Origin of the sequence: Limnospira sp. PMC 1279.21 (genome assembly GCF_032349615.1) — a bacterium.
GTDB lineage: Bacteria > Cyanobacteriota > Cyanobacteriia > Cyanobacteriales > Microcoleaceae > Limnospira > Limnospira fusiformis.
On sequence record NZ_JARPLU010000041.1, the window covers coordinates 1 to 13,434 of the forward strand.

Consider the following 13,434-nt stretch of genomic DNA (forward strand, 5'->3'; position numbering starts at 1 on the left):
TCCTCTCCGTGATCAATCACGGAGCTTCCAACCCTCCCAGGAGTTTTACGTGAGCGCATATCATTGAGTTTTACCCCCTTGGCTGTTCCTAAATTTATGTAAAGGGATTGCACTTTTTACACCGTGTTATACGGCGAGTTTTAATCGTTGAATTGCTCCGATTGCCCATAAAGTGAGAGTTTCAGCCAAAGCACAACCCCCGGTGTAGCGATACTAGCCATTACTGAATGCTATTTTTCAACCGTAGACTTGGTTTGGCCACCTGTGCAGATTGGTGATCAAGTTGGCAATCCCTTGGTTTTAGCAACTTATGATCAACCGTTTCCAGAACTTTGGAAAAATCATGACCTCATTATGAGGTTTAAAACCATGGATAATCAAACCAAATTTTCACACCAAGATAGTGATTCTGGGTCTGACTCCCAGAATCCCACACCGTTGGCATCTGATTCTAATGGTACACCAACCGAAGGATATGTGTTGAGGCTGTTTGTTTCTGGTCACAGTTTAGCCACAGAAAATACCCTGGAAACTTTGCATCAACTACTTGAGCGATCGCTCAATCACCCTTATACTTTAAAGGTGATTGATGTACTCAAACACCCGGAACAAGCAGAAGCTAGTCATATTTCGGCTACTCCTACTTTGATGAAGGTCTGGCCGCAACCTAAGCGCCGGATTGTCGGAGAACTCAATGATGTGGATACTATTCTAGAACTTTTGGGTGTGCTGGAGGATTAATAATTTTGACGGGTAAGTTAAGATTATCCCAAAACCATTTCAATCTCCTAGAAACCTGTCCCCGGAAATTTCAGGAGACCTATTTAGATGGGTTGGTCTCTCCGAGAACCTGGGAACAAGAAGAACATCTGGGTTGGGGAAGTCGTTTTCACCTGTTGATGCAGCAGGGAGAATTGGGTTTGCCAATTCAAGGTTTTATGGCTGAGGATCAGGAGTTACAAACTTGTTTATTAGCCTTGGTTAAAGAGGCTCCCGAGGTTTTTCAGCCTCAGTATAACTATGTATCGGGAGAATTTCGGGAGGCTGAACATTATCGCACCTGGGGTTTTGGGGATTATGTTTTAGTGGCGATTTATGATTTATTAATTGCTCATGAAAATCAAGCTCAAATTATTGATTGGAAAACTAATCAACGCTTAATTAATCGGCAGAAATTGGCGAATAATTGGCAAACGCGGCTTTATCTTTATTTGTTAGTAGAAAGCAGTGACTATAGCCCAGAACAGGTATCTATGACTTACTGGTTTGTGCGTTTAAGAGGGGATGAAGTACCCCAGAAAATTACTTTTGTTTATGACTCACAGCAGCATGAAAAAAACCACCGCGATTTAACTAAATTGTGCGATCGCCTCAGTCATTATCTGCATCAATACCAACGGGGGGAGGCATTCCCCCAGGTGGCATCTTGAGGACTCGACAAGGGAGGCGATCGCCTTTCTAGGCTTTCTAGGCTTTAATTTTCCAAAGCCACCGCACCGCCAACAACTTCCAGGATCTGCTGGGTAATTGACGCTTGGCGAGCCTTGTTGTAAGACAGGGTAAGGGTTTTCACCAAATCACTAGCGTTATCGCTGGCGTTGCTCATAGCAGTCATCCGAGCCGCCAATTCACTAGCGGTAGACTCCTGCCATGCTCGTAGCAATTGGTTAGTCAAAAACAGAGGCAACAAGGCATTAAGGATATCAACCGGATCTTGCTCAAAAATCATATCCTGAGCGAGGGCTTCCGGCTCAACACTCACCTTTTCTCTAGTTACATCAAACTTACCACCTTTGCTAGTGAGGCGGAACACCTCATCATCCTGAGCCTCTAAGCCTTGCAGGTCTAGGGGTAGCAGAGTTTGGGTAACAGGTCGTGAACTAATCAGAGAGACAAATTTCGTGTAAATCAACTCAACGCGATCCACTGCTCCCGACTCAAACCAGGCGAGGATTTCATCAGCCGCACTGGATACCTTTTGTAGATCTGGGGTTTTCTCTGGGTTATCGCGACATTGAGAGATCGGAGCATCCCGACGGGTAAAATGTTGAATAGCTTTGCGACCCACCAGAAGATAGCTATATTCCAGCCCTTCGGCTTTCAATTCGGCCGCCCGTGCTTCTGCCCGTTTAATAATATTACTATTGTAGGCTCCACACAGACCCCGGTTTCCTGCCAGCACCACCAGTCCCACCTTTTTCACCTCCCGCTGTTGCAGCAGAGGACATTCTACATCCTCAAATTGAAGGCGACCTTGGAGACCATAGAGAACCCCTGCTAGACGGTCAGCAAAGGGACGGGTAGCTAACACTTGTTCCTGAGCGCGACGCACCTTAGCGGAAGCAACTAGGCGCATGGCTTCGGTAATTTTTTTGGTATTTTTGACTGACTGAATGCGATCGCGAATCGCTTTTAAGTTTGACATAGTTTTATGATCAGTAATTGTTATCCACAGACTTAGTAGGACTCTGGGAGTTAATCCGGGTTCAAGCAAGAGTTATCTAGTCAATAACAGACTTATATTGAGGAAGGGGGTCAGTTCCCCCTCAGCCCTCAATTGTTGCCTTTCCCGGTTTTAACTAATTGGTGCGCCGCAGCATAAAGCGTTTCGTTTCCACCAATGGCTGATCCCGTGCGTGTGCTACGCGGAAACTAAGAAAGTCTGCTTAAACTCAGAAATTGCCTCTTTCAGCATAGCCTCAGCTTCTTCGGTGAGGACTTTTTGGCTTTGAACAATCTCACCATATTTGGGCTTGCTATTTTTCAGATAATCCCGCAGACCTGTAGTAAAGGCTACAACTTTATCTTCGGGAACATCATCAAGATAGCCATTAATACCAGAGTAAATCACAGCTACTTGTTCAAACAGTTGTAGGGGGGAATTTTGAGGCTGTTTGAGTAATTCTTGCAGACGTTTACCCCGTTCCAACTGGTTACGAGTGGCTTGGTCTAGGTCAGAAGCAAACTGAGAGAAGGCTGCCAATTCGGCAAACTGAGCTAATTCTAGTTTAACCTTTCCAGCCACTTTCTTCATTGCCTTAGTTTGGGCAGCAGAACCCACACGGGAAACGGAGATACCAGCATTCACCGCCGGACGCAGACCGGAGTTAAACAGGTCAGCGGACAGGAAGATCTGACCATCAGTAATAGAAATTACGTTAGTGGGGATGTAAGCGGAAACGTCACCAGCTTGGGTTTCGATGATTGGTAGGGCTGTCATGCTACCGCCGCCGAGTTCATCATTTAATTTAGCGGCGCGTTCTAACAAACGAGAGTGCAGGTAGAATACATCTCCGGGGTAGGCTTCACGACCGGGGGGACGACGCAGCAACAGGGACATTTGACGGTAGGCTTGGGCCTGTTTGGAAAGGTCATCGTAAATAACCAGGGTGGCTTTACCTTGATACATGAAGTATTCCGCCATGGCTGCTCCGGTGTAGGGAGCTAGGTATTGCAGGGTAGCGGGGTCACTAGCGTTAGCTGCGACAACAATGGTATAGGGGAGAGCGCCTTTTTCTTCTAGGGTGCTGACCACTTGAGCGACGGTTGAGGCTTTTTGACCGATCGCCACATAAACACAGATTACATCTTCTTCTTTCTGGTTAATGATGGTATCAATAGCGATCGCTGTTTTACCAGTTTGACGGTCACCGATGATCAATTCCCGTTGACCCCGACCAATAGGAATCATGGAGTCAATAGCGGTAATCCCTGTTTGCATAGGTTCACAAACAGAGCGGCGCTCAATAATACCCGGTGCGGGGGATTCTAGCAGACGGGTATCGGAGGCTTGAATATCTCCCTTACCATCGATAGGACGACCCAGGGAATCAATCACCCGTCCCAGCATAGCTTCTCCCACGGGGACTTGGGCAATTCTTCCGGTAGCGGTCACAGCGGAACCTTCTTGAATTTCCAGGCCTTCGCCCATGAGTACCGCACCCACGTTATCCTCTTCCAGGTTAAGGGCGATACCAACTGTTCCATCGGTAAATTCTAGCAGTTCTCCGGCCATGGCTTTATCTAGGCCATAAATCCGGGCAATACCGTCACCAACTTGCAGTACTGTACCCACGTTAGAAACTTTAACGTCTTGGCCGTACTGTTCGATTTGGTCTTTGATAATATTGGCAATTTCGTCAGGTCTGATGGATACCATAGTTAGTGTTTGTGATCCGTTGCTAAAGGTTAAACTAAGATAAATGGCTAAGTTGTCGGCGAATTATTAACCGACAGTTAGGCTCATACCAATGCGGCGCAGTTGTCCTCGGATGCTGGCATCAAACAATTGGGAACCCGCTTTAATGATGACACCACCGAGGATCTCGCGATCGATTTTCAGATCCAGCTCTACATTTTGCGCCCCAGTTCTAGCCTTGATCTGTTCAACAACCATGTGTTTTTGGCCGTCGTTTAGCTCTACCGCCGAGGTAACTTCTGCCAAAACTGTTTGATTAAGTTTCCGCAACAAAGCCAAGTATTCTTGGGCTATTTCTGCTAGAAATAGGATGCGACCGCGATCTACTAGGAGCATTAAGAAGTTCCGCAAGTAGGGGTGTACTTCCTCTCCTAACATTCGTGTAATCACGGCTTTTTTATCTTCTCCTTTCACCACCGGACTGCCTAAAAAATCCTGTAGTTCGGGGGAATTTTTGAGCAAATCAATAAGCGATCGCATTTGATTGCCAAAATCTTCCGTGACATTATTTGACTTAGCCACAGACATCAAAGCCGTGGCGTAGGGTTCTACTAATTGACCAACAATTGAACTCATGAACCTCCTCCAAGTAAAGCCAAGGAGCGATCTACCAGTTGTTGCTGGGAATTTTCATCTAGGCGTTCTCTAATTTGCCCTTCGGCGCGTTCCAACGCTTGAGACACAGCCAAAGCCCGCAACTGAGCGATCGCCCTACTTCTTTCCGCTTCCAAATCCTGATTAGCCGTCAGCTTCATCTGTTCAACATCTGCCTTAGCACGAGCTGCAATTTGCTCTCTAATCACTTCGGCACGTTCCACAGCAGAGGCTTTAATTCTTTCAGCTTCCGCCTTAGCTTGAGCCAAATTTTCTTGTTGTTCAGCCAGAGCTTTTTCAGCTTCTTTCAAACGTTGATCGGCTTCTTGAATTGCTTGCTCAATTTGAGCGCGTCTTTCACTCAAAATTTTATTGAGAAAGCCCCGCCCATAGTAAACTAGCAAACCAATAATAATGCCTAAGTTTATCAGGTTAGTTTCAAACAGATTAAAATTCAGTCCAAAACCACCCTCATGACTGGCTTCTGTCGCCAGTAATACAAGATTCACCATCTTCCTCTTCTCATAATTTCATGTGATTGCCCTTTCCTCAACCGCCGACTGGCTTAATTAGGGATGGTATGTAGGCTTAACTTTTCCCCCATTTCTAGGGGATTGAAAATAATTGGTGAGAGGACAGCTACCCAATCATTCCAGCTCCTAAAAGTTTATCAAGAATCTGGCGACTAATAGAGTCTACCTGTTGTTCCAAACCTTTTCGAGCCTCGATTTTATTTTGTTCAATTTCTTGATAAGCTGCTTCTCTAATTTTCTGAGCTTCTTGTTGAGCCGCTGCCATTTCCCTAGCCGCAATTTTTTGAGCTTCAGCCTGAGCATTAATAATTAGTTGTTGAGACTCTTTACGAGTTTCTGCCAACTCCAGCTCATACTGTTTAGCCAAACTTTCTGCCTTGCTCAAACGTTCTTTAGCACTCAGCTTATTTTGGCGAATGTAGTCAGCCCTAGAATCAATGGCATTTCCCAAGGGCTTGTAAAAAATTTGGTTTAAGATAGCTGCCAGAATTAGAAATTGTACAGCCATCAATGGCAGTGTAGCATCAAAATCAAACAGACTACTCTCCGTAGCTGCCTCTTCTACGGCCAGCAGAATTGTCGAGTGTATCATTTTTTTGAAGGGTGTTAACCAATGGGCTTGCGAACTTTCTTTTTTTTTTCAGACCACCATAAATGGGTAGATTTCAGATTTGAGACTAGATAAATCCGCCCAAATCCGAAATCTAAGAAATCTGAAAATATCTATACGAAGGGGTTGGCAAACAGCAACACCAGAGCCACTACCAGACCGTAAATAGTCAGTGCTTCCATGAAAGCCAAGCTCAACAGCAGAGTTCCACGAATTTTACCTTCAGCTTCAGGCTGACGCGCAATCCCTTCCACCGCTTGACCAGCAGCTTGACCTTGACCCAGACCAGGTCCAATAGAGCCTATACCTACTGCGAGAGCAGCAGCGATTACGGAGGCGGCAGTAGTTAAATTAGATTCCATAGTTGGTTTTGACCTCAATAAAAAAAGTTGACAAGTGAAATTAAGGGTTGGATTTTTAGCCCCCAAACAATCTTATCAGTTTGTTGGCATTTTAACTGAACAAATTGCTCAAACCGAATCAAACTACTCGTGATGTTCTTCGCCGTGTCCTTCCATGGCTTCCGCGATGTAGTTAGCGGCTAGAGTCGCAAAAATCAGGGCTTGAATTGAACCGAGAAATAGACCCAAAACCATCATCGGGATTGGCACAAATAGCGGCACCAACAGCACCAGAACACCGACTACCAACTCATCGGCCACGACGTTCCCAAATAAACGGAAACTGAGGGACAGAGGTTTAGTAAAGTCTTCCAGAATGTTGATCGGTAATAAGATGGGTGTCGGCTGAATATATTTCAGCAGATATCCCAAACCTCTACGGCTAAACCCTGCATAAAAGTAAGCCAGGGATGTTAGCAGTGCTAAGGCTACCGTGGTATTAATGTCATTAGTTGGGGCTGCCAATTCACTGTTAGGGATTTCAAATACCCTCCAGGGAACTAATGCACCAGACCAGTTAGACACAAGGATGAACAAGAATAATGTACCAACAAAAGGTACCCACGGACGATATTCTTTTTCCCCTATCTGATTTTTCACCAGATCGCGAATAAATTCTAGGGCATACTCCATAAAGTTCTGTATACCGCTGGGGATTGTCTGAATATTTCGCGTTGCCGAAATTGATAGTAGCAGGAGTACGCCAATCACGAACCAGGAGGTCATAAATACCTGTCCATGGATTCGCAGATTACCGATATTCCAGTAAAAGTGTTTGCCAACTTCCAATTCCGCAAAGGGAAGTGAACCAAAGGCGTTTACAACATCAAACATTTGCATTTAGGAGAGTTCCCCTATAGGTCAAGGAGTGGAGAATAATTACAACAGTATTTTTACGTCATGGGTTGGGCCTAACCAATAGGCGTAACGTATAGACTAGCAGGGCGGCTTTATAGGTGAGAAACCCCAGAAAAATCGGTAAGATTTTGAGTTGATTCAATTGAGTAGCCACAATTATCAGGGCTGCGAACACAGCTAAACGATTTTTGCTTGGGGATAATTTTTGTGTCCCAATTCGTTCCACGTCTTTCCCCAGCATTCTCAAGTAGACGACACTCAACAGGGCTCCCAAGAGGTAATTTAGGGCAATGGTCCAGGGATAGAACCAATAAACCACCAGGAAGATTACCACTGCCAGCACAATAGTAGTGAGCAACAACTCCCGTTGAAGCTGATAATACTCTCCCATAGAGGAGTCTGGCTCCTGAACGGGAGACCCCATCTCTACAGTATCCCCGGCATCAGACATAAGTTACAGCGATATGATCGGCACGTTTACCCACGGCGTGAACTCCACGAAGCTCTCTAGTGAAGCTTTGTAAGCCAACACAAATAATATCACGGAACGGAAACAATACTTAAAATAAAATTAATTGTTCCCTGAGTACAGAAATTTACAGAGATTGGCTAATTTTTTGTTGAAGTAGGGAAACTACTTGTTCTATGGGGACTTCGGAGGATTCATGGTCAGCTCGTTGCACTAACTCAACTTTACCGGATTTGATGGCTCTCCCTGTGACTATGCGATAGGGAATCCCCACTAGGTCAGCATCTTTGAATTTGACGCCGGCTCTTTCGTTGCGGTCATCTAGTAGGGTTTCGACTCCAGCTTGGTTAAGTTGGCTGTAGAGTTGTTGAGCGATCGCCATTTGTTGATTATCGCTGACATTAGGAACTGTAATGATGACGTGATAGGGAGCGATCGCCACTGGCCAGATTATACCGTCTTTGTCATATGACTGTTCTACCGCCGCCTGAGCCAAACGAGACACTCCCACCCCATAGCATCCCATAACCAGGGGTAAATCCTCACCTGTTTCGCTGGTATAGGTAGCTCCCATAGCTTGAGAGTATTTTGTACCGAGTTGGAAGATATGACCTACTTCTATTCCCCTGGCGCTTTCCAAGGTTTGGCTTGGGTCATGGATACTGCGATCGCCTTTTTGAGCCTTCCGCAAATCAGCGACCAAATCGGGGAGTTTAAATTCCTGTCCCCAATTAGCACCAACGACGTGATAACCGGACTGATTAGAACCTGTGACAAAGTTCTGCAATTCAACGGCTGTGTTATCAACCAATCGCAGGAATTTCGGGGCTATTTGCTTATTATCGCTGATAATGTAGTCATCTTCGAGTGAGGGGGCGATATATCCCAAGGGCAAAGGTTTACTCGCCCATTTTGCTTGTGTCTCTGGGTCGGGAACTGTGAGGGATAATAAGGCTTTCCCCCCATAGCGACTAGCAGCATTAGTGAGTTGATTGTGCAACTTCACCTCATTGACATCTTGATCACCGCGAATACTAACCAGGACTAAAACGGTGATTCCGTTATCATAGACTGCCTGATATAGCACATTTTTGACAACTTGGGTGGGGGAACATTTGAGAAACTCACAGAGGGTGGCGATCGTAGGGGTATTAGGGGTTTCGAGTTTTTGGTAGGTAGTAAAACCGGAGGCTACCGCATCAGGGGGTAAAGATACAGCCTTTTCGACATTAGCCGCATATTTTCCGTCAGGGGTGTATAGTACCTCATCTTCCCCAGCATCAGCTAAAACCATAAACTCCTGGGAACCAGACCCACCAATAGCGCCAGAATCAGCTTCTACTGCACAGAAATCTAACCCACAGCGTCGCAAGATATTACGATAGGCGCGATCCATATCTTGATAGGTTTGTTTCAGGCTATCTTCGCTGGTGTGGAATGAGTAGCCATCTTTCATAATAAATTCACGGCCACGCATTAAGCCAAATCGCGGGCGGATCTCGTCTCTAAATTTAGTTTGGATCTGATATAAATGTAGGGGCAGTTGTTGGTACGAGCGGATCATGTCCCTGGCTACGGCGGTAATTACCTCTTCGTGGGTGGGTCCGAGAGCCAGAGAGCGATCGCGTCTATCTTTCAGGGAAAACATGATACCTTCTGCTTTCGTGTAGGTATCCCAGCGCCCTGACTCTTTCCATAGTTCGGAGGGTTGAACCTGGGGAAGTAGACATTCCTGCGCCCCGGTAGCGTTCATTTCTTCTCTCACAATTTGGGAGACTTTCTGTAGCACCCGCCACATTAGGGGTAAATAGGCGTAAACTCCGCTACCGATACGACGGATATAGCCAGCGCGGAGGAGGAGTTTATGGCTAGGGATTTCTGCCTCTGTCGGGTCTTCCCGCAGGGTGACAAAGAGCATTTGGGAAAGTCGCATCGGTTTGGTTTCCAGAGATATTACGCAACTTTCCATTATAGCAGATATATTTATCCCCTGTCAAGCATATTATGAGTAATTCCCCAGGGAGATTAGGTGGGGGTAGTGATTTTACCAGGTTACCAGATTTTCCCATCTTTCGATAGTTTTAGGTCCAATACCAGAAACACGGGTAACATCATCTAAACTGGTAAAAGGCTGCTGACTGCGTGCTTCTATAATTCGCTGCGCCAAACCGGGACCGATACCGGGAAGGCTTTCTAATTCCGGCTGAGATGCGGTATTGATGTTAATAATTTCTCCTGATGGATGAAAGGGTGTTTCAATGACACCGCCACAATTTTGTTTTTCCCGTTCAATTCTACTTAAAAGCCAACCAGGAACGCCCAAACTTGAATTTTGATATAAGCGCTCAAATTCCCGTTGAAAATGAGCGTTAACGGTGGGATTATTAACGACTAATAAGGTCTCATCATTGGAGTGATTAGCGGCTCGACTCCAGTTATGGGAACCGGTAATCACGATTTGATCATCAATGACGGCAAATTTATGATGAAGGCGATCGCCTTCAGCCAAATTCGGAACTCCGACGGTAGAAATAGGTTGTGACCAAGGGTTATTTCCGGGTTGATATCGACAATTATTAGGCAAAGCAATCCCCATCATATCCAGGGCTTCGCTATAGTAGCGGTAAGCAAACCCAACCTCAATTAATCCCCGGATTTCCACTCCCCTTTGATGAACTGTTTTTAAGGTATCGGACAATTCCTGAGCCGAGAACACAAATAAAGCAAAATTTATGTCATTTCTAGCTCGTTGTAAGGTTTGAGCAATCAAGCCATTAACGCTATTTTCCCAAGGTCTAGTAGCCGAAATAGGGGCAAACTGAACGGTAACAGTTCCTTGACCGACGGAGACTTGTTTAACTCCCCGATGTGGTTTATTAATCCCAAACAGACTATCATTTTCTCCTCCGGGTCCATCTCCCCACATAATTTCAAATTCCCGGGTAAAAATAGCGGCTAACTCCCGGCTATTGATAGACAGCAAATTATTAGGATTACCCCGGCTTTCGGCGGAGTAAAAATCTCCGTGAATATCACTGGTAGTAAAATTCGCAGAGGTGACAATAACTGTATTTTGGTCAACTATGACAAACTTATGGTGCATCAAACCGCTACCCTTCGACCCATCCTCGGTATCATCGATTAAGGGAACATTAGCATTAGCCAGCATAACCAGAGCATCTCTTTGGTTAATTTCTTCAGGTTCGAGGCGACCATTTTGGTTTAAATCCGCCAAGTGCATAAATTCTTGATAACGACCTTTTTCTCTATCGGAAAAGGCGGCAATTTCGGCGGGGGTAAAATCACTAAAGGGGCGACTATATTCATTTTCAATAATGACGCGCACCCGGACTCCTTTTTGATGTTGATTAACTAAGGCTTGAGCGATTTTGGGTAAACGTAATTCCTGAATGGCGACATCTACACTTTGGGAAGCACTGTTAATAGCATCGACTATAATTTGTTCAAGGTTATCACCGAGTCTAGTTTTGGGGCGATAGGGTTCGGTATAGACGGAAGCCTGGGAATGATTAAAATAAACCCGAATCTGTGGATCTTGAGGTAAGGGGTCAACTAAGGGTTGAACAGAAGCATTATGATTAGACCTGATGCTATGGGAATTGCAAGCACAGGAGTTGAGTATAAATACCAGACTAGCGCCCAGCCCAAATAAGCGGGTGACAGGAAGCAAACGCACCATTGATAGTTAATTGTATAGGTAATTGAGAGTTACCGAATTTTTTAGCACTTTTGTTGTGGTTGTTGGGGGAAAATTAAATTAGCTTAACAACTTGAGACTCGGAAAGTCGCTCTGGTACAATAGTCCAGGGGCTAGGGTTAGTTGCAACCCTCATACTATGCTATGCCAAAGAGAAAAAAGACCTTTCCTTGTGGCCATAAAGGTTATGGCCGTGTTTGTCATCGCTGTGAACAAGTTCAAATAGCGGAGGAACAAGAATATCGGGAGTTAGAAGACAGAAAGAACAAGAAACTGGAGTGGGAGGCTTCATTTGCTCAGGATCTTATTGATTTAAGGGGATTACCGGACTATGTTGTAATTAAGGCGAGGGTTATTATTGATGGACTGACCAGCAATAAAAATTATCGGGAGTTTGGTGGGAAGCGGTTGCGCCATAATCGTTTTGTGATCAGTATTCCTGTAACTCGTAACTATCGGATGTTATGCCAGGATAGTGGCAGTTTTCTGATTCCTCAAAAGGTCCTATCCCATGAGGACTATAACGTTTGTAAGCCGGGTAAATTATGACTGTGGCTTTAATGAAGGTTTTTGGTGTGCCTGAGTTCCCTAGTTTGATGATCACTTTGGGTGAGACTAATGCAAATTTACTTAGATTATAGTGCAACTACTCCGACTTGTGCAGAGGCGATCGCTGCTATGCAAGGGGTATTGACGGAAAGTTGGGGTAATCCTTCTAGCTTGCATGAATGGGGTCAGAGGTCGGCTACGGTTGTGGAAGTGGCTAGAACCCAGGTGGCACATTTAATTAATGCGCCGCCTGATGGGATAATTTTCACTTCTGGGGGAACAGAAGCGGATAATTTGGCGATATTTGGGGTGGTCGGTCAATATGATCAGCCTCAACATCTGATTATTTCTAGTGTGGAACATTCGGCGATCGCTGAACCGGTAGGACTATTGGAAAAACGGGGCTGGTCGGTGACTCGTTTACCTGTCGATCGCCAAGGTCGCATTCATCCCCTGGATTTAAAAACCGCTTTACAACCCAATACGGTTTTGGTATCGGTGATTTATGGTCAGAGTGAGGTGGGAACTTTACAGCCGATTGAAACTTTGGGGAAAATAGCCCGATCCCATGGGGTTTTGTTCCATACTGATGCAGTCCAGGTGGCGGGAAGATTGCCCATTGATGTGGAAAATTTGCCTGTGGATATGCTATCGCTATCTAGCCATAAAATTTATGGTCCCCAAGGTGTGGGGGCTTTGTATGTGCGTCCGGGGGTGGAGTTGATACCACTTATGGGCGGCGGCGGTCAGGAGTTTAAATTGCGATCGGGAACTCAGGCGGTCCCGGCTATTGCTGGGTTTGGGGTGGCTGCGGAATTGGCGGCGCAGGAACTTTTATGGGAAACTCCCCGATTGATTAAATTACGCGATCGCTTGTTTGATTTGCTGGCGGATATTCCCTATTTAGTCCCTACTGGCGATCGCTTACACCGACTACCCCACCATGTTAGTTTCTGTGTGGTTCCCCCGGCTGAGGTGACTGGAATTACTGGGAAAACTCTAGTCCGACATCTCAATTTGGCGGGAATTGGTATTAGCGCCGGTTCTGCTTGTCATAGTGGTAAACTTAGCCCTAGTCCGGTTTTGCTGGCTATGGGATATAGCGATCGTGAGGGCTTGGGGAGTATTCGTCTAACTTTGGGACGACAAACTACCGAGGCTGATATCGAGTGGACGGCGATCGCCCTTAAACAAATTTTAGATCGTCTGATTTCTAAACCTCTAGCGATCGCTTTTTAACTCACTCACTCACAGCGCTATCTGAATCAACCCGCCCCACCTATCATTAATTATTAATTATTAATTATTAATTATTAATTATTAATTATCGGGGCGGGTTCTATCAATTCAATTCCCCAGGACTATCTGAATCAACCCGCCCCACCCATTCATTAATTATTAATTATTAATTATTAATTATCGGGGCGGGTTCTGTCAATTCAATTCCCCAGGACTATCTGAATCAACCCGCCCCACCCATTCATTAATTATTAATTATTAATTA

General features: G+C 45.4%; 14 protein-coding genes. 4 read left to right on the forward strand and 10 right to left on the reverse strand.

Annotated features, from left to right (window positions below):
* Positions 1 to 369: 369 nt before the first annotated feature.
* Positions 370 to 741 (forward strand): circadian clock KaiB family protein, encoded by a 372-nt coding sequence (locus P5683_RS08560; protein WP_228116413.1) that lies wholly within the window; start codon positions 370 to 372, stop codon positions 739 to 741.
* A gap of 5 nt (positions 742 to 746) precedes the next feature.
* Complete coding sequence (locus tag P5683_RS08565; RefSeq protein WP_006618466.1) at positions 747 to 1,430, forward strand: PD-(D/E)XK nuclease family protein; 684 nt, start codon at positions 747 to 749, stop codon at positions 1,428 to 1,430.
* Between the two features lie 44 nt (positions 1,431 to 1,474).
* Here P5683_RS08565 and P5683_RS08570 read toward each other — a convergent pair whose 3' ends face one another.
* From P5683_RS08570 to P5683_RS08615, 10 genes are all read right to left on the reverse strand, one after another.
* Positions 1,475 to 2,425 carry a F0F1 ATP synthase subunit gamma gene (locus tag P5683_RS08570; RefSeq protein ID WP_008055484.1) on the reverse strand — a complete coding sequence of 317 codons (951 nt, stop codon included), beginning with the start codon at positions 2,423 to 2,425 and terminating at the stop codon, positions 1,475 to 1,477.
* Positions 2,426 to 2,641: 216 nt separating this feature from the next.
* Positions 2,642 to 4,159 (reverse strand): F0F1 ATP synthase subunit alpha, encoded by a 1,518-nt coding sequence (gene atpA / locus P5683_RS08575; RefSeq protein WP_006618464.1) that lies wholly within the window; start codon positions 4,157 to 4,159, stop codon positions 2,642 to 2,644.
* Positions 4,160 to 4,225: 66 nt separating this feature from the next.
* Positions 4,226 to 4,774, reverse strand: a complete 549-nt coding sequence (gene atpH / locus P5683_RS08580; RefSeq protein ID WP_006623169.1) for an ATP synthase F1 subunit delta — start codon at positions 4,772 to 4,774, stop codon at positions 4,226 to 4,228.
* Positions 4,771 to 5,304 carry a F0F1 ATP synthase subunit B gene (locus P5683_RS08585; RefSeq protein WP_006618462.1) on the reverse strand — a complete coding sequence of 178 codons (534 nt, stop codon included), beginning with the start codon at positions 5,302 to 5,304 and terminating at the stop codon, positions 4,771 to 4,773. Before P5683_RS08585 ends, atpH begins: the two co-directional genes overlap by 4 nt.
* 127 nt (positions 5,305 to 5,431) lie before the next feature.
* Positions 5,432 to 5,917: a F0F1 ATP synthase subunit B' gene (locus tag P5683_RS08590; RefSeq protein WP_006618461.1), complete on the reverse strand. Its 486-nt coding sequence runs from the start codon at positions 5,915 to 5,917 to the stop codon at positions 5,432 to 5,434.
* A 131-nt stretch (positions 5,918 to 6,048) separates the two neighbouring features.
* Complete coding sequence (gene atpE, locus P5683_RS08595; protein WP_006618460.1) at positions 6,049 to 6,297, reverse strand: ATP synthase F0 subunit C; 249 nt, start codon at positions 6,295 to 6,297, stop codon at positions 6,049 to 6,051.
* Between the two features lie 123 nt (positions 6,298 to 6,420).
* Complete coding sequence (gene atpB / locus P5683_RS08600; protein ID WP_006618459.1) at positions 6,421 to 7,176, reverse strand: F0F1 ATP synthase subunit A; 756 nt, start codon at positions 7,174 to 7,176, stop codon at positions 6,421 to 6,423.
* A 58-nt stretch (positions 7,177 to 7,234) separates the two neighbouring features.
* Positions 7,235 to 7,645: an ATP synthase subunit I gene (locus P5683_RS08605; protein ID WP_006623171.1), complete on the reverse strand. Its 411-nt coding sequence runs from the start codon at positions 7,643 to 7,645 to the stop codon at positions 7,235 to 7,237.
* Between the two features lie 145 nt (positions 7,646 to 7,790).
* Positions 7,791 to 9,596 (reverse strand): proline--tRNA ligase, encoded by a 1,806-nt coding sequence (gene proS / locus P5683_RS08610; protein ID WP_315641823.1) that lies wholly within the window; start codon positions 9,594 to 9,596, stop codon positions 7,791 to 7,793.
* A 111-nt stretch (positions 9,597 to 9,707) separates the two neighbouring features.
* Positions 9,708 to 11,363, reverse strand: a complete 1,656-nt coding sequence (locus tag P5683_RS08615) for a phospholipase D-like domain-containing protein (protein WP_006623173.1) — start codon at positions 11,361 to 11,363, stop codon at positions 9,708 to 9,710.
* A 162-nt stretch (positions 11,364 to 11,525) separates the two neighbouring features.
* Between P5683_RS08615 and P5683_RS08620 the strand changes: the two genes are divergently transcribed.
* Both P5683_RS08620 and P5683_RS08625 read left to right on the forward strand, forming a co-directional pair.
* Positions 11,526 to 11,930 (forward strand): hypothetical protein, encoded by a 405-nt coding sequence (locus P5683_RS08620; protein ID WP_006669601.1) that lies wholly within the window; start codon positions 11,526 to 11,528, stop codon positions 11,928 to 11,930.
* Between the two features lie 69 nt (positions 11,931 to 11,999).
* Positions 12,000 to 13,169: a cysteine desulfurase family protein gene (locus P5683_RS08625; protein WP_006669603.1), complete on the forward strand. Its 1,170-nt coding sequence runs from the start codon at positions 12,000 to 12,002 to the stop codon at positions 13,167 to 13,169.
* Positions 13,170 to 13,434 lie beyond the last annotated feature (265 nt).